Origin of the sequence: Microbacterium sp. LRZ72 (assembly GCF_033792225.1) — a bacterium.
Classification (GTDB): Bacteria; Actinomycetota; Actinomycetes; order Actinomycetales; family Microbacteriaceae; genus Microbacterium.
In genome coordinates, this window is sequence record NZ_JANGEX010000007.1 from 148,221 (window position 1) to 163,420 (window position 15,200).

The window sequence follows — 15,200 nt, forward strand, 5'->3', positions numbered from 1 at the left end:
CCCCGTTCGGCCGGAAGCGGGCCCGCGTGTCCGCGGAATGGCCGGCGGGGCCGCGGGCGCTCAGCCGCGCAGCGCTTCTCGCGCAGCGTTCTTCGGCGGGCGCCCCCGCCGCGGCGTCCGCGCCTCGATCTCGAGCCCCGTCGTCGGGGCGCCCGCCAGCTGCGCATCGACGTCATCGAGCCAGTCGAGCTCGGCCTGGGTGCGCCGCAGGAGCGCCGAGACGACGATGCGCGCGGCCAGGCCCGCGGCTGCGGAGCCCGTCGCGCTCCGCTCGGCGGCGCGTACCCGCAGCTCTCGCAGGGCGGCGGCCGATGCCGCCCTCTGCCGGCGCACGACCGCCCTCGCATCGATGCCGGGCAAGGTCGAGGCGAGCGCGAGCTTGGCGGGCAGGTCGTCGCCACCGGGTGGCAGGGGAGTGTCGAACCAGGTGCGCGCCTCGTCGCGGCCGGCGTCCGTGACCTCGTAGAAGACGTGGCCGCGCTCGTCGGAGGCGCCCCGTGCGACGAGCCCGTCGCGTTCGAGACGGTCGAGGGTGTTGTACACCTGGCCGACGTTGAGCGTGCGCGCATCACCCGTGCGGCGCGCGAACTCCCCGCGCAGCTGATAGCCGTAGCACGACCCCTGCGCGAGGATCGCGAGCAGGCTCTGGCGCACGGACATGCGGTCCTCTCGAGTTCGTGGTGCATACCGAGTATATGCATTCCGGGAAAAATGCACGGACCCGGAAATCCCGGCAGCGTTCACGTGTTGTTCTCCGGTTGGACGAAACACGCCGGTAACATGCGGGGTATGGCGAGGGCGGACACACCGACGCGATTCTCCGAGTACGGGCGCCCCAGCCACCACCTGGTGCACCTGAGCGACACGCATCTGCGGGCGGGCGGTGACCGTCTCTATGGCGTCATCGACGCGGCCGAGCGGCTGGAGCGTGGGCTGGCGCAGCTGGAGGCGTCCGGGGCGCGGCCCGACGCGCTCGTGTTCACCGGCGACCTCGCCGACCACGGCGAGGCCGGCGCCTACGCACAGCTGCGCGACCTGGTCGAGCCCGTGGCGCAGCGCATGTCGGCCCGCGTCATCTGGGTCATGGGCAATCATGACGACCGCGGGGCCTACACCGCCGGGCTCTTCGACGACGACGACGGCGGCGGCGTGGTGCGCGCCACCCAGGCTCCGCTCGCTCCGCGGGATGCGGTCCACGACATCGACGGGCTGCGTGTGATCAGCCTCGACACCTCCGTGCCCGGTCACCATCACGGCGAGGTGACCCCGGCGCAGCTCGACGCGCTCGCCCTCGAACTCGCAACGCCCGCTCCCTACGGCACGATCCTCGCGATGCACCACCCGCCGGTGCCGAGCGTGCTCGACCTGGCCGCGACCGTCGAACTGCGCGACCAGCGCGCTCTGGCCGCCGTGCTGCGCGGAACCGACGTGCGCGCGATCCTCGCGGGCCACCTGCACTACTCCACCTCGGCCACATTCGCCGGCATCCCCGTCTCTGTCGCGTCGGCCACCTGCTACACCCAGGATCTCGGGGTGCCCGTCGGCGGGACGCGGCCGCAGGATGCCGCCCAGGGGTACAACCTCGTGCACGTCTACGACGAGACGATCGTGCACTCCGTGGTCGCGGTCGGGGACGCCGCCCCGCTCGAGCACGTCGACGCGGACGAGTCGCGGCGACGGCTGGCCGAGCAGGGCGTCGTCATCACCGCGGCCGGTGCAGCGGCCTGGGAGGATGCCGCGGCTACGACGCGTCTGCCGATGACAGCGGGTGCCGCCATCCGGGCCTGACCTCTCGGTCGTCGGTCTCCCAGGGGGAGCGGACGGGGAAGTAGGCGTCGAGCGTCGCGCGCAGCACACGCGAACGGACCTCCTCGGGCACCTCCGGCCGGCTGCCGTCGTTGAGGCAGAACATATCGGCGTCACGGCGCGCGAGCAGACGCTCCATCGCCGGCAGCGACGGACGCAGCGTCGTCTGGATGTAACGCGTCTGCGGCTCTGTGGTGGCGATGGCGCGTCCCGTCATCAGCGCGTAGTAGTGATAGAGCGAGTTGGTCACCGAGATGTCGCTCGCCGAGCGGAAGGTCGCGGCGGCCGTGCGGGCGAACTCCTCCGGGAACGCCGCCTCGAGCTCGTAGGCGACGCTGCGGCGAAGCGGCGCCGCGCAGTGCTCCAGGTCCCGCGTGATGACGCGGCCGAAGCGCTGCTCGAGCAGGTCCCGGTTGACGCGTGCCGCATTGTCGTGACCGGAGCGGTGCGGCGCGGTGCCTCCCGTGCCGATCCGCACCTTCGACTCGACGAAGCGCGAGATCCCGCCGGGGGTGAAGAACAGCTCCGGACGCACCGGACGGCCGAAGAACATGTCGTCGTTGGCGTACAGGAAGTGCTCGGCGAGCCCGTCGATGCGGTGCAGCTGCGCCTCGACCGCGTGCGAGTTGTGCGTGGGCAGTGCGGCCGCTTCGGCGAAGAACTCCTCGCTGCGCACGATCGTCACCTTCGGATGCCGCAGCAGCCACCACGGCGCGGGGGAGTCGGTCGCGATGAAGATCCGCCGGATCCACGGCGCGAACATGTGCACGCTGCGCAGGGCGTAGCGGATCTCGTCCAGGTGCCGGTAGCGCGCCGCGTGCTCGTCGCCGTCCCCGACGACGTAGCGCCGCATCCGCCGCGCCCGCTCGCGCTGGAAGTCGTCGCCCGAGCCGTCCACCCAGGAGAAGACGATGTCGACGTCGTCGGTGAACTCTGCGGGTCCGGGCACGAACATGCGCTCCAGTGTGCGCCAGCTGCGCCCGTACCGCTCCACCCGCGCGATGCGCAGGTCGTCGACGGCGATGATCCGCCGCGTGAGGGCGTTCTGGTGCGGCGCGCGCACCACGGTCCCGTCGCCGTGCCAGAACTCGAGCCGGATGCCGCGCTCGACGCCCAGGTGCAGGCTTCCCCCCGGGTGCACGCGCGGGCGGAACAGGGTGGCGGCATCCGCCTTGCCGAACGCGCGTCGCCCCTCGACGGCGAGCACGCGGGCGCGACCCCCACGCCGCTGGATGATCCACGGCTCCGCGGCGGCGTCCTCCGTGAGGGCGGCGAGAGCCGCGCCACGCGCCTCGGATCGCACCGCCAGTGCCGGGCGGCCGCTCGCGCGCCGGATCAGGAGGGGTTCGATGCCGGCGCGCTCGAGTGTGTCGGCGATCCGCAGCAGGTCGTCCCGCTCGGCCTCGGCCGGGGTGGCTTCGGCCACCAGATGCGGCAGCCCCCCGTCGACCACCACATCCTGTCTGCGCAGCAGTCGCGCCCAGCCGGGTTCGTTCTCGGCGGACACGGCACCCCATGGCGTCATCGATCACCTCTCTCGCTCGCGCGACCGGAGAGGCCGCGATCGAGTCTAAGGCGCGGGGCGGGTCCGCGCGCCCAGGGAATGAAGGTGTGCGGATCGGTAACATGAGGGGACGTGCCTGTCGCGCGCGCGTTTCGCCGTGCGATGACCCAACGGATGGAGATCGTCCCGTGGCAAACCCTCTCGAGAGAATCCTTCGCGTCGGCGAGGGCCGCGTGCTCAAGCGGCTGCACCAGGCGGTGAAGGCCGTCGGCGCGCTCGAGGAGGACTACGCGCAGCTCACCGACGACGAGCTGCGGGGGGAGACCGCCGAGCTGCGCACACGCCACGCGGCGGGGGAGAGCCTCGACCAGCTGCTGCCCGAGGCGTTCGCGGCCGTGCGCGAGGCCGCCAAGCGCACGCTCGGGATGCGCCCCTACGACGTCCAGGTCATGGGCGGCGCCGCCCTGCACATGGGCAACATCGCCGAGATGAAGACCGGTGAGGGCAAGACCCTGGTGGCGACGCTGCCGGCCTACCTCAACGCGATCGCCGGCAAGGGCGTGCACGTGATCACGGTGAACGACTTCCTCGCCGGCTATCAGTCCGAGCTCATGGGCCGTGTGTTCCGCGCCCTCGGAATGACGACGGGAGTCATCGTGTCGGGGCAGACGCCGGCGCAGCGCCGTGAGCAGTACGCGACCGACATCACGTACGGAACCAACAACGAGTTCGGCTTCGACTACCTGCGCGACAACATGGCGTGGCGCAAGGAGGACCTCGTGCAGCGCGGTCACTTCTTCGCGATCGTCGACGAGGTCGACTCGATCCTCATCGACGAGGCGCGCACGCCGCTGATCATCTCGGGGCCGGCCTCAGGCGAGGCCAACCGCTGGTTCACCGAGTTCGCGAAGATCGCCCGCACCCTCGAGGTCGAGGTGGACTTCGAGGTCGATGAGAAGAAGCGCACGATCGGCGTGCTCGAGCCGGGCATCGAGAAGGTCGAGGACTACCTCGGCATCGACAACCTCTACGAGTCCGCCAACACTCCGCTCATCTCGTTCCTCAACAACTCGATCAAGGCGCGGGCGCTGTTCAAACGCGACACGGACTACGTCGTGATCAACGACGAGGTGATGATCGTCGACGAGCACACCGGCCGCATCCTCGCGGGACGGCGTTACAACGAGGGCATCCATCAGGCGATCGAGGCGAAGGAGGGCGTCCCGGTCAAGGCCGAGAACCAGACGCTCGCCACCGTCACGCTGCAGAACTACTTCCGCCTCTACGAGAAGCTGTCGGGGATGACGGGAACGGCTGAGACCGAGGCCGCCGAATTCATGTCGACGTACAAGCTCGGCGTGGTGCCCATCCCCACCAACAAGCCGATGATCCGCAAGGACCAGCCGGACCTCGTCTACAAGAACGAGCAGGCGAAGTTCGCGCAGGTCGTCGAGGACATCGTGCGCCGCAACGCGGAGGGTCAGCCCGTCCTCGTCGGCACCGTCAGCGTCGAGAAGAGCGAGTACCTCTCGCGCCTGCTGTCCAAGAAGGGCATCAAGCACGAGGTGCTCAACGCCAAGAACCATGCGCGTGAGGCCGAGATCGTCGCACGCGCCGGGCGACTCGGCTCGGTGACCGTTGCGACCAACATGGCCGGTCGCGGGACGGACGTGATGCTCGGCGGCAACGCGGAGTTCCTGGCCGTGCAGGAGATGAAGGCGAAGGGCCTCGACCCCGTCGAGACGCCGGAGGAGTACGAGACCGCGTGGGAAGAGGTCTTCGAAGCCACCCGTGCGACCGTCGCCGAAGAGGCCGAGAAGGTCGTCGCCGTAGGCGGGCTGTACGTGCTCGGCACGGAGCGCCACGAGTCGCGACGCATCGACAACCAGCTGCGCGGCCGCTCAGGCCGTCAGGGCGACCCGGGCGAGAGCCGCTTCTACCTCTCGCTCACCGACGACCTCATGCGCCTGTTCCAGTCCGGTGCCGCCGAGGCGATCCTCTCGCGCGCGAACTTCCCCGACGACGTCGCCATCGAATCGTCCATGGTCTCGCGGGCCATCAAGAGCGCCCAGTCTCAGGTCGAATCGCGCAACGCCGAGACCCGCAAGAACGTGCTGAAGTACGACGATGTGCTCAACCGTCAACGCGAGGCGATCTACTCCGACCGCCGTCACATCCTCCAGGGCGACGACCTCGGCGATCGTGTGCAGCACTTCATCGAGGATGCGGTGTCGGATGTCGTGACCGAGCACACCGGTTCGGGGCACAGCGAGGGATGGGACTTCGACGCCCTCTGGACCGAGCTGAAGACGATGTACCCCGTCTCGGTCACGATCGACGAGGTGGTCGCCGAAGCCGGCACCAAGGGACGCGTGACGGCCGAGGGCCTCAAGCGCGAACTGGTCTCGGACGCGAAGATCGCCTACCGCAATCGCGAGGAGACGCTCGGCGCCGAGGCGATGCGCGAACTCGAACGCCGCGTCGTGCTGCAGGTGCTCGACCGCCGCTGGCGCGAGCACCTGTACGAGATGGACTATCTCAAGGACGGCATCGGGCTGCGCGCCATGGCGCAGCGCGATCCGCTGATCGAATACCAGCGCGAGGGCTTCCAGATGTTCCAGGCCATGATGGGCCAGATCAAGGAGGAGTCCGTCGGCTACCTGTTCAACCTCGAGGTCGAGGTGCGGCGCGGCCAGGGTGACGACGCGCATGCCGAGGTCGAGGCGAAGGGCCTGACAGAGGGACCGGCCGAGCAGAAGCTCGAATTCTCCGCCGCGAACGACGCGGGGGAGGTCGAGGTGCGCAACGAGCGCGGCCAGGTGCAGCAGGCGGCGACCGCCAAGCTGCAGCGGGCGGCGGCACGCGCGGCGGCGCAGCCGGCGACGGACGGCGAGCCGCCGGCGGCGCGGGGCGCATTCGGACAGCCCACCGAGGACGTCGGCGACGAGGCTGCGGGCAACCGCGCCCAGCGCCGTGCGGCCGCCAAGAAGAAGTAGGCGGGAGCGGCTCGGGCGCGGCTCGGGGATATCCTGAGCCGATGAGCACTCTCCGCCCCCTCGACCAGTCATCGAAGCTGAAGAACGTCCTCTACGAGATCCGTGGCAGCGCGCTCGTCGAGGCGGCTCGGCTCGAGGCCGAGGGGCACACGGTGCTCAAGCTCAACACGGGCAACCCCGCCACGTTCGGCTTCGAGGCGCCGTATCAGATCGTCCGCGACATGATCGCGGCCGTGCCCACCGCTCACGGCTACAGCGAGAGTCGCGGCATCCTCTCGGCGCGACGCGCCGTGGTCTATCGGTACGAGGAGATCGAAGGCTTCCCCCGCATCGACCCGGACGACGTCTTTCTCGGCAACGGCGTGTCCGAGCTGATCACGATGACGATGCAGGCGCTGCTGGACGAGGGCGACGAGGTGCTGATCCCCGCCCCCGACTACCCGCTCTGGACGGCGATGACGAGCCTTTCGGGCGGCACGCCCGTGCACTACGTGTGCGATGAGGAGAACGGCTGGCAGCCCGACCTCGAGGACATCCGCTCCAAGGTCTCGCCGCGCACCAAGGCGATCGTCGTCATCAACCCCAACAACCCGACGGGCGCCGTCTACTCTCGCGAGGTCCTCGAGGGACTCGCCGACATCGCGCGGGAGCATTCGCTCCTGCTGCTGGCCGACGAGATCTACGACCGCATCCTCTTCGACGACGCCGTGCACATCCCGATGGCGAGCATCGCACCCGACCTGCTGTGCCTGACATTCAACGGGCTGTCCAAGACCTACCGCGTCGCGGGATACCGCTCGGGCTGGCTGGTGATCACGGGACCGACCCGCCACGCGGCGGGCTTTCTCGAGGGGATCAACCTGCTCGCCTCCACGCGGCTGTGTCCCAACGTCCCCGCACAGCACGCCGTGCAGGCGGCCCTGAGCGGCGTGCAGTCGATCGATGCGCTGATCGCCCCGGCCGGGCGACTGCACGAGCAGCGCGACGTCGCCTGGGAGGGGCTCGAAGCGATCCCCGGGGTGTCCTGCGTCAAACCCCGAGGCGCGTTGTACGCGTTCCCCCGGCTCGACCCGGAGGTGTACGAGATCCCCGACGATGCCAAGTTCGTCTACGACTTCCTCGTCGCAGAGAGGGTGCTGCTGGTGCAGGGGACCGGCTTCAACTGGCCGACGCCGGATCATCTGCGCATCGTGACGCTGCCAGAGGCTCGCGTACTCGCGGATGCCGTCGAGCGCCTCGGGAACTTCCTGTCGTCCTACCGCCCCTGAGCGCCGGCGCGGGCGCATCCGGGGCGGGCCCGTTCAGAGCAGGGCGAGGGAGGTGGCGCGCCAGCGCCCGTCGGTGCCCTCGAGGCGCATCGCGATGGCTCGGGTTCGGTGCGGACCGGCGACGACCACCACCGACTCGACGACGCCGTCGGCCGGACTCATGTGCCGAGAGGAGAGCACGCGGTGGTGCGGCCTCGTCGCGGGTACGCCGCGGGCGCTGCGGGCGCGCGCCGCGAGGTTGCTGCGGATGACGAGCTTGCGGTAGGCGTCCTCGGCGAGCCAGCGTGCCAGCTGGTCCACCTCGCGCACGCCCGAGAGGACTTCCATCACGCCGCGTGCGAGATTCGCCACGAGCGGTTCGGGGTCCGGCAGCTGAGTGGTCGGGGTGCGCTGGCGCGAGAAGTACTCGTCGGTCACCTCGGCGGCGGACCCCGCGCGGCTGGGGGAGGCGCGGGCGCCTCGTCTCTCGGCGGATGCGACCATGGCGACCTTCTTTCGAGCGGCTGTGCTGCGAGCGGCGGTGCGTCTCACCGCCGTGCTTTCGAACGGACCAGGGTGAGATCGAGTAGACCATACGGCTCGCGCCGGCGCCGTTCGTATGCGCGGGCTGTGGATAACCCGGGTGCCGGCCGGGAGGATGCCCTATCGTCGGGCCGTGCGCTGGGAACGGCTGTTCGAGGATCTCGAGGATCAACTCGCGTGCGAGTGGGAGGCCGAGCGCGCGGGGCTCGCCGAGGAGACGGAGCGCCTTCGCCTGGCACGCCTCCCGCTGCGCGAGCGTCTGAGCGCGCTGTCATCCAGCGAGGGCGACGCGGCCGTGAGCATGCTGCTGCCGGGCGGGGCGGCGGTGCGCGGAACGGTGACGGGAGTGGGCGCGGATGTCGTCGTGATGGATGCCGAGGGCCTCAGCGACGCGGCGATCGTGCGCTTGGAGGCCATCATCGGCGTGGTTGCGGACCCGGCGGCGCTGGCCGCGAGCTCGCGCGGGGCAGACATCGTCCCCGACCCGCTCGCGGGGCGGTTGACCTTCGGGTTCGTCCTGCGGGATGCCGCCCGCCGCCGACGGGGGGTGCGGGTGCTGACGACGTGCGGGGAGTGTCTGACCGGCACCGTCGACCGCGTGGGTGCCGACCACCTGGACCTGGCCCTGCACGAGTGGGGCGCGGTGCGTCGGGCCACGGCGGTCACCGGCGTGCGACTCGTGCCCTTCGTCGCCATCACCGCGGTGATGTGGGCCGCACCGGCATCCGCGCAATGGCGCTGATCGAGCTATTCCGGGCGGCCGGGGGCGCCGCGGTTCCACACCTCGGGAAAGCTCGCCGCCTGCGACTGCTCCCACAAATGCATCTGGCGCGCCTCTTCGACCTGGTCCGCGATGTAGCCGCGCAGGCTCTCCTCTTCGATGCGCCACTTGGCCGGCGAGCCCAGGCGCGCACCGCGCAGGCGGCCGTCGTGCACCAGCTCCATCACCTCGTCCACGGAGACGCTGAGCAGCTCCGCGACCTGGGATGGGGCAAGGTAGCGCACGCCGAAGGGGGGACTTTCGGACATGTGAACATTATGGACCCGGGAACCGACGTCGGCGCGCGAGATGCTGTGGATAACGAACGCCACGTTGTCGCCGCATCCGACACGATGGTCGGCGAGGGCGCGACCGCGCCGCATTCTGGGGGATGCAATGACGACGACCGAACCCGCCGCCCGCGCGCGCCGCTTCTGGACCGATGCGCGCTTCGTCATCGGGATCGTGCTGGTGGCCGCCTCGATCGGCGGTGTATGGGCGACCGTAGCTGCCGTGACGACGACCGTCCCGGCGCTCGCGGCGACGCGCACGCTCGTGCCCGGCGAGATCGTCGCCTCCGCCGATGTGCGGGCCGTGGACGTCTCCCTGGGTGCGGCGCAGGGCAACTACCTCGCTCCCGGCGAGCTCGAGGAGGGTGCGGTCATCGAGCGCACGGTCGGCGCGGGAGAGCTCCTGCCCGCCGCGGCCCTGGCCGACGGGGACTCGCCCCACGTCACGACCGTCGTGGTCACGACTGCTTCCGCCGTCCCGGCGCGCGTGGTCGAGGGCAGCGTCGTGGAGCTGTGGGAAGCGCCCGTGGGCGAGGACGGTGGCTATCAGACGCCCGCGATCGTCGTGGCGGATGCCGTGGTGGCCTCGGTCGGCTCACAGGACGGGCTGCTGGCCGCCGAGACCGCGACGGTCGAGCTGATCATCCCGCGCGCCGACGTCGCCGCCGTGCTGGCCGGGGTGGCGGCGGGCTCCGCGCTGTCGGTCGTGCCGGCGGACGCCGGCCGATGAGCGGTGTCGCGATCGCCCTCGGCGCCTCGGACTCGGCCGCACTCGCGGCGGAGCTCGCCCGTCGAGGGGTCGAGGTCTGCGCCCTCGTCGACTCCGGTTCCCTCGCGGCCACGGCACGCGGGCCGAAGCAGGCAGATCCGCTCTGGAATGGACTTGCCGGGGCTGACGTGCTGCTGGTGCCCCCTGAGCGGTGGGTGCTGTGCGAGGCGGTGGTGCACGAGTGCGATCGGCGCGGCATCCGCATCGTCGTCTGCGGGGGCGGCGGCGACGGCGGGGCGACGCGGCTCGCCGCCGCCTTCGGACTGATGCACGTGCCCGGAACCGACCCGGACGCGGTGGCCGCGGCTGTGCGCGGAGCGGCGGTGTGGGACGCCGCGGCGTCGCGCCCGAGCGCGGCGGGGCGGGTCATCGCGGTCTGGGGGCCGGAGGGAGCGCCCGGCCGCAGCACGCTGGCGATGCTGGCGGCCTTCGAGCTCGCCCGCGGCGGCGGACGCACGGCGCTGGTCGACGCCGACAGCCATGCGCCGTCGCTCGCGCTCGCCCTGGGCCTTCCCGACGAGGGTCCGGGCTTCGCCGCCGCCTGCCGCCACGCGGGGCGCGGCACGCTCGACGCGCGTGAACTGAGCCGGATAGCGATTCCCGTCGATGCCCCCGGCGGCGGCGTGGAGGTGCTGTGCGGCGTCAACCGCCCAGAGCGCTGGCCGGAGCTGCGACGCGATCACGTGATGGGGGCGCTGTCGGCCTGCCGGGACTGGGCGGATCACACCGTGGTGGACGTCGCCGGTCCACTCGAGCGCGACGAGGAGGCGATGAGCGACCTCGAGGGCCCGCGCCGCAACGAGGCGACGCTCGCGGCGCTGCGCGCGGCCGACGTCGTCGTCGCGGTGTGCGCAGCGGATCCCCTCGGGGTCGCTCGCTTTCTGCGCGCGCACGCCGAGCTCGCGGGCATCGCGGAGCGCACTCCCGTCGTCGCGGTGGCCAACCGCCTGCGTCCCGGCGGTCTCGGCCTCGACGGTCGCAGCCAGGTGCGCCGCGCACTCCAGCGCTTCGCGGGCGTCGACGACGTGTGGTTCGTTCCCGAGGATCGGCGTGCCACCGACGCGGCCATGTTGCGGGCCCACCCCGTGTCGCGGGTCGCGCCTCGCTCACCGTTGGTCACCGGCATGCGGCGGCTCGTCGGCGACGCGCTGCGCAGCCCCGTCGCGCGGCAGCGGATGCACTGACCACCGACGTCCTGACGCACCGCTTAGGCTGGGTGCGTGTCGACACTCAGCGATCTGGTCTATGCGCAGGAGCGTTCGAGCGATGCGGACGTGGAATGGCTGCACCGCCTGGCGGGCGATGGTCAGCTGCTGGCCGATCTGGCCTTCGCCGACATCGTCATCTGGGTCCCCACGCCCGACGATTCGTTCGTGGCCGTCGCGCACACGCGCCCGTCGGGCGCGGCGACCCTGTTCTATCGCGACATCGTGGGGGAGCGCGTGCGACCGCAGTGGCGCACCCAGGTGCGTGAGACGTTCCACTCGGCCACCATCGTGGACTCCGCATCTCCCGACTGGTTCGAAGAGACGCCCACGCGGGTGCGCGCCGTGCCGATCGTGCGCGGGCCCTGGCGGGAGGGCACTGCTCCCACCGTCGTCGGCGTGCTCACGCGACACACCAACCTCGGCGAGGCGCGCACGCCGAGCCGCCAGCAGATCACCTTCAACGACTGCGCCGATGAGCTGTTCGGGATGATCGCCTGGGGCGATTTCCCCGATCTGTCGGCGCCCACGGGACCACGCCGCGGCGCCCCGCGTGCCTCGGACGGTCTGATCCGCCTCGATGTCGACGGCATCACGACGTTCGCATCACCGAACGCGCTGTCGGCCTGGGGACGGCTCGGCTTCGACGACGAGCTCGAGGGCGAGTCGCTGAGCGAGGTGACGACCCAGATCCTTCCGAGTCAGCCCTCGGCCGACGAGTCCCTGCCGCTCGTGGTGACCGGACGGGCCCCGTGGCGGGCGGACATCGAGGCACGCGGAGTGACCGTGTCGCTGCGCGCGATACCGCTGCGTCAGCGCGGGGAGCGCACCGGCGCCGTGGTGCTCTGCCGCGACGTGACCGAGCTGCGTCACCAGGAGCAGGAGCTGCTGACCAAGGACGCCACCATCCGCGAGATCCATCACCGGGTCAAGAACAACCTGCAGACGGTCGCGTCGCTGCTGCGCATCCAGGCCCGCCGCACCCATTCCGAGGAGGCGCGCAACGCGCTGACCCAGGCGATGCGCCGCGTGTCCGCGATCGCGGTCGTGCACGACACGCTCTCGGAGGGGCTGACGCAGAACGTCGACTTCGACGAGGTGTTCGCGCGCGTGCTCAAGCTGATCGCCGAGGTGGCCGCCGGTGCGGGCACCCGCGCACAGACGAGGGCGTACGGCACGTTCGGCGTGCTTCCGAGCGCCTACGCGACCCCGCTGGCCCTGGCGTTGACCGAGCTGGTGACCAACGCTGTCGAGCACGGTCTCGCCGGTCGCGAGGGGCAGGTCGAGATCGAGGCGACGCGCAACGGGACGCGACTCGCCGTGAGCGTCCGCGATACCGGCGCCGGGCTGCCCGAGGGTCAGGTGGGGCGCGGGCTCGGCACGCAGATCGTCCGCACGCTGATCCAGGGAGAGCTCGGCGGCACGATCGACTGGCAGACGGTGATGGGAAGCGGCACCGAGGTCACGATCGACATCCCGCTGCGGTGGATCGACAGGGCCGCCGACACGAGGCCGACGCCCGTCTCGAGATGAGCTCGTGCCGTCTGCGCCGGCGGACCGGCGCAGACGCAGACCTCACGACGCGCGGCGGGCGCGCGCAGCGCGACGCTTGAGAGCGCGGCGCTCGTCTTCGGAGAGGCCGCCCCACACGCCCGAGTCCTGGCCGGACTCGAGGGCGTACTGCAGGCAGATCTCGGTGACGGTGCAGCGCGCGCAGACGGCCTTCGCCTTTTCGATCTGATCGACGGCGGGACCGGTGTTCCCGACGGGGAAGAACAGTTCTGGGTCGACCGTGAGGCATGCGGCTTTGTCGCGCCAATCCATGCGGTGCTCCTTGTTGCGATGAGGGGGACGAGCGGGTGCTCAGGGGTCGGTCGGGTTCGGTACCCTGATGAGGTGCGAGCATCGGCTCGCCCCACGGCGCTGTGGGAGCACACGGCTTTTGATATCGTCCCACAGCATCCCCGGCGTGATCAAGGGTCAGTTGTTGTTGCGTTGGAGGAAACAGCACATGTGCAGCCGATGAATTGTTGATGACCTCCAGAGTGGACCGCACGGAATGGGAATTGATGCCGAAATGAGCCGGGACCCGTACGCGCTGACCGCCGCGGCCCTCGTGGCCCTCGAGGGCATCGGTCTCGCCGCCGTGTCGCTGTGGATGACGGCCGCCTTCCTGGGCGGGGACATCGCGGACCCGGCCAGCGGCACCGCGCTGGCGCTGATGGGAGGGCTCGCCACCGTCGCCACGCTGGCGTTCGCGGTCGCCATCGTGCGCGAACGCACCTGGGGACGCTCGGGAGCCTTCGTGCTGCAGCTGCTGATCCTCGCGGTCGCCGGCGGCGCGGTGACGGGCGCCTACGCCCTCCCGATGACGGCGCTCGCTCTCGCCGTGCCCGCCGTGGTCACAGCGGTGCTGATCGTCATCGCGGCACGGCGGTCGGCAGCAGCCGGCGACGCGCGCTCGGCAGCCGACGAGGGGGACTGACGGCGCAGGTCAGGTCAGTCCAGACCGAGCTGCTCGCGGAGACGGGCCACGTGCCCGGTCGCCTTGACGTTGTACAGCGCGTGCTCCACGATGCCGTCGGCATCGATCACGATCGTCGAGCGCAGGGGACCCACCGTCGTCTTGCCGTAGTTCGTCTTCTCGCCCCATGCGCCGTACGCCTCGTGCACCGAATGGTCGGGGTCGCTCAGCAGATCGAAGGTGAGCGCATCGCGCTCGCGGAACTCGCGCAGGGTGCCCGTGTTGTCGCGCGAGACGCCGAGCACCGTGTATCCCGCGCCCTGGAGCGAGGCGAGGTTGTCGCGGAAGTCGCATGCCTGAGTCGTGCACCCCGGCGTCATCGCCGCAGGGTAGAAGTAGAGGATGACCTTGCGGCCTCTGAGGTCGGAGAGGGAGACGGGCTCGCCGTCCTGGTTCTCCAGGCGGAAGTCGGGGGCAGCGGATCCGGTGTCGAGTCGAGTGGTCACGGCTCCACGATAGCGGCTCGGTACCCGGGCTGCGGCGGGCCCGCGGTCAGCGGAACGTCGTCAGCAGACGCTGGAGGGAATCCAGTCGCGCCGGCCCCGACGCGCCCAGCCGCCCCTCGGCGACGGCGTCGGCGATCGCGCAATCCGGGGCATCGGGAAGGTGCGTGCATCCGCGCGGGCATTCGGCCGCGACATCCGCGAGATCACCGTAGGCGCGCAGGATGTTGTCGGGATCGACGTGGCCCAGCCCGAACGAGCGGATGCCGGGGGTGTCGATCACCCAGCCCGTGCCCTCGGGCGACTCGTAGCGCAGCGAGATGGTGGAGGAGGAGGTGTGGCGCCCTCGGCCGGTCACCTCGTTGACGTGGCCGGTGGCGCGGTGCGCGGCGGGGACGAGGGCGTTGACGAGCGTGGACTTGCCCACCCCGGAGTGACCGACGAACACCGTGGTGTGCCCGACGAGCGCCCGCCCGATGCTCTCCAGGGGAATCTGCGTCTGCGCGCTGCGGAAGACGTCGAGCCCGACGCCCTCGAAGTGCGAGAGGAAGGCGGTGGGGTCGGCCAGGTCTGTCTTCGTGACCACCATCAGGGGGCGGATGCCGGCGTCCAGAGCCGCGATGAGGTAGCGGTCCACGAGGCGGGGGCGGGGCTCCGGGTCGGCCGCGGCGACGACGAGGAGCATCTGGTCGGCGTTGGCGACGATCACCCGCTCGACCTGGTCGGTGTCGTCGGCCGAGCGCCGCAGCAGGGTCGTGCGCTCCTCGATTCCGACGATCCGGGCGAGGGAGCCGGGGTCGCCGGTGGTGTCGCCGACGACGCGCGCCCGGTCGCCGGTGACGATCGGATCGCGCCGCAGCTCGCGCGCCCTGGTGGTGAGCACCTCGCGCTCGTCGGGGGTGCCTTCTCCGAGCATCACGGTGTACCGGCCGCGATCCACGCCCAGCACGCGGCCGATCACGGCGTCGGTGTGCGCGGGCCGGCGCTTGGTGCGCGGCCTGTTCGCCTTGGGATTCGGCCGCACGCGGATGTCGGTCTCGTCCCAGTCGTCGTCGTCGAGCTCGTCGTCGACGTCGTCATCGTTCCACCAGGTCACGCCGCCATCCCGCCGTG

General features: G+C 71.0%; 15 protein-coding genes. 8 read left to right on the forward strand and 7 right to left on the reverse strand.

What is annotated here, in order from left to right; genetic code table 11:
• Positions 1-60: 60 nt before the first annotated feature.
• A complete protein-coding gene (locus M4I32_RS09645) occupies positions 61-660 on the reverse strand; it encodes a PadR family transcriptional regulator (protein ID WP_319034273.1) in 600 nt (199 codons plus the stop codon).
• 129 nt (positions 661-789) lie between these two features.
• Here M4I32_RS09645 and M4I32_RS09650 point away from each other — a divergent pair, with 129 nt between their 5' ends.
• Positions 790-1,788: a phosphodiesterase gene (locus tag M4I32_RS09650; protein ID WP_319034274.1), complete on the forward strand. Its 999-nt coding sequence runs from the start codon at positions 790-792 to the stop codon at positions 1,786-1,788.
• Here the strand turns inward: M4I32_RS09650 and M4I32_RS09655 are convergent.
• The gene (locus M4I32_RS09655; protein ID WP_319034275.1) at positions 1,742-3,331 is read right to left on the reverse strand and encodes a stealth conserved region 3 domain-containing protein; all 1,590 of its coding nucleotides are present in this window, start codon (positions 3,329-3,331) and stop codon (positions 1,742-1,744) included. The genes M4I32_RS09650 and M4I32_RS09655 overlap by 47 nt on opposite strands.
• Before the next feature lie 167 nt (positions 3,332-3,498).
• On the opposite strand from M4I32_RS09655, the gene secA reads away from it, so the two are divergent.
• Positions 3,499-6,306 carry a preprotein translocase subunit SecA gene (gene secA, locus M4I32_RS09660; RefSeq protein WP_319034276.1) on the forward strand — a complete coding sequence of 936 codons (2,808 nt, stop codon included), beginning with the start codon at positions 3,499-3,501 and terminating at the stop codon, positions 6,304-6,306.
• Positions 6,307-6,347: 41 nt separating this feature from the next.
• Positions 6,348-7,574, forward strand: a complete 1,227-nt coding sequence (locus M4I32_RS09665; RefSeq protein ID WP_319034277.1) for a pyridoxal phosphate-dependent aminotransferase — start codon at positions 6,348-6,350, stop codon at positions 7,572-7,574.
• 33 nt (positions 7,575-7,607) lie between these two features.
• Here M4I32_RS09665 and M4I32_RS09670 read toward each other — a convergent pair whose 3' ends face one another.
• A complete protein-coding gene (locus M4I32_RS09670; RefSeq protein WP_319034278.1) occupies positions 7,608-8,057 on the reverse strand; it encodes an Rv3235 family protein in 450 nt (149 codons plus the stop codon).
• Positions 8,058-8,229: 172 nt separating this feature from the next.
• On the opposite strand from M4I32_RS09670, the gene M4I32_RS09675 reads away from it, so the two are divergent.
• Positions 8,230-8,838, forward strand: a complete 609-nt coding sequence (locus M4I32_RS09675; protein WP_319034279.1) for a hypothetical protein — start codon at positions 8,230-8,232, stop codon at positions 8,836-8,838.
• A 5-nt stretch (positions 8,839-8,843) separates the two neighbouring features.
• On the opposite strand, the gene M4I32_RS09680 is transcribed toward M4I32_RS09675, so the two are convergent.
• Positions 8,844-9,125: a helix-turn-helix domain-containing protein gene (locus M4I32_RS09680; protein ID WP_319034280.1), complete on the reverse strand. Its 282-nt coding sequence runs from the start codon at positions 9,123-9,125 to the stop codon at positions 8,844-8,846.
• A 127-nt stretch (positions 9,126-9,252) separates the two neighbouring features.
• Here M4I32_RS09680 and M4I32_RS09685 point away from each other — a divergent pair, with 127 nt between their 5' ends.
• The 3 genes from M4I32_RS09685 to M4I32_RS09695 are packed head-to-tail and all read left to right on the forward strand — an operon-like array spanning position 9,253 to position 12,653.
• A complete protein-coding gene (locus M4I32_RS09685) occupies positions 9,253-9,876 on the forward strand; it encodes an SAF domain-containing protein (RefSeq protein ID WP_319034281.1) in 624 nt (207 codons plus the stop codon).
• Positions 9,873-11,099: a hypothetical protein gene (locus M4I32_RS09690; protein ID WP_319034282.1), complete on the forward strand. Its 1,227-nt coding sequence runs from the start codon at positions 9,873-9,875 to the stop codon at positions 11,097-11,099. The genes M4I32_RS09685 and M4I32_RS09690 overlap by 4 nt, the downstream gene beginning before the upstream one ends.
• A gap of 36 nt (positions 11,100-11,135) precedes the next feature.
• The gene (locus M4I32_RS09695; protein WP_319034283.1) at positions 11,136-12,653 is read left to right on the forward strand and encodes a sensor histidine kinase; all 1,518 of its coding nucleotides are present in this window, start codon (positions 11,136-11,138) and stop codon (positions 12,651-12,653) included.
• Positions 12,654-12,695: 42 nt separating this feature from the next.
• Here the strand turns inward: M4I32_RS09695 and M4I32_RS09700 are convergent, their stop codons facing one another.
• Positions 12,696-12,944 carry a WhiB family transcriptional regulator gene (locus M4I32_RS09700; RefSeq protein ID WP_036295594.1) on the reverse strand — a complete coding sequence of 83 codons (249 nt, stop codon included), beginning with the start codon at positions 12,942-12,944 and terminating at the stop codon, positions 12,696-12,698.
• Positions 12,945-13,197: 253 nt separating this feature from the next.
• Here M4I32_RS09700 and M4I32_RS09705 point away from each other — a divergent pair, with 253 nt between their 5' ends.
• The gene (locus M4I32_RS09705) at positions 13,198-13,605 is read left to right on the forward strand and encodes a histidine kinase (RefSeq protein ID WP_319034284.1); all 408 of its coding nucleotides are present in this window, start codon (positions 13,198-13,200) and stop codon (positions 13,603-13,605) included.
• 14 nt (positions 13,606-13,619) lie between these two features.
• On the opposite strand, the gene bcp is transcribed toward M4I32_RS09705, so the two are convergent.
• Positions 13,620-14,090, reverse strand: a complete 471-nt coding sequence (gene bcp, locus M4I32_RS09710) for a thioredoxin-dependent thiol peroxidase (RefSeq protein WP_319034285.1) — start codon at positions 14,088-14,090, stop codon at positions 13,620-13,622.
• 46 nt (positions 14,091-14,136) lie between these two features.
• Entirely contained in the window at positions 14,137-15,183 is a 1,047-nt protein-coding gene (gene rsgA / locus M4I32_RS09715; protein ID WP_319034286.1) for a ribosome small subunit-dependent GTPase A, read from the reverse strand.
• Between the last annotated feature and the right edge of the window lie 17 nt (positions 15,184-15,200).

Excerpts from the sequence above, each read along its gene's own strand:
- M4I32_RS09700 (WP_036295594.1), bottom strand. The coding sequence starts at position 12,944 with ATGGATTGGCGCGACAAAGCCGCATGCCTCACGGTCGACCCAGAACTG.
- M4I32_RS09655 (WP_319034275.1), bottom strand. The coding sequence starts at position 3,331 with ATGACGCCATGGGGTGCCGTGTCCGCCGAGAACGAACCCGGCTGGGCG.
- M4I32_RS09665 (WP_319034277.1), top strand. The coding sequence starts at position 6,348 with ATGAGCACTCTCCGCCCCCTCGACCAGTCATCGAAGCTGAAGAACGTC.
- M4I32_RS09680 (WP_319034280.1), bottom strand. The coding sequence starts at position 9,125 with ATGTCCGAAAGTCCCCCCTTCGGCGTGCGCTACCTTGCCCCATCCCAG.
- M4I32_RS09645 (WP_319034273.1), bottom strand. The coding sequence starts at position 660 with ATGTCCGTGCGCCAGAGCCTGCTCGCGATCCTCGCGCAGGGGTCGTGC.
- M4I32_RS09705 (WP_319034284.1), top strand. The coding sequence starts at position 13,198 with ATGAGCCGGGACCCGTACGCGCTGACCGCCGCGGCCCTCGTGGCCCTC.
- M4I32_RS09690 (WP_319034282.1), top strand. The coding sequence starts at position 9,873 with ATGAGCGGTGTCGCGATCGCCCTCGGCGCCTCGGACTCGGCCGCACTC.
- M4I32_RS09650 (WP_319034274.1), top strand. The coding sequence starts at position 790 with ATGGCGAGGGCGGACACACCGACGCGATTCTCCGAGTACGGGCGCCCC.
- M4I32_RS09685 (WP_319034281.1), top strand. The coding sequence starts at position 9,253 with ATGACGACGACCGAACCCGCCGCCCGCGCGCGCCGCTTCTGGACCGAT.
- M4I32_RS09670 (WP_319034278.1), bottom strand. The coding sequence starts at position 8,057 with ATGGTCGCATCCGCCGAGAGACGAGGCGCCCGCGCCTCCCCCAGCCGC.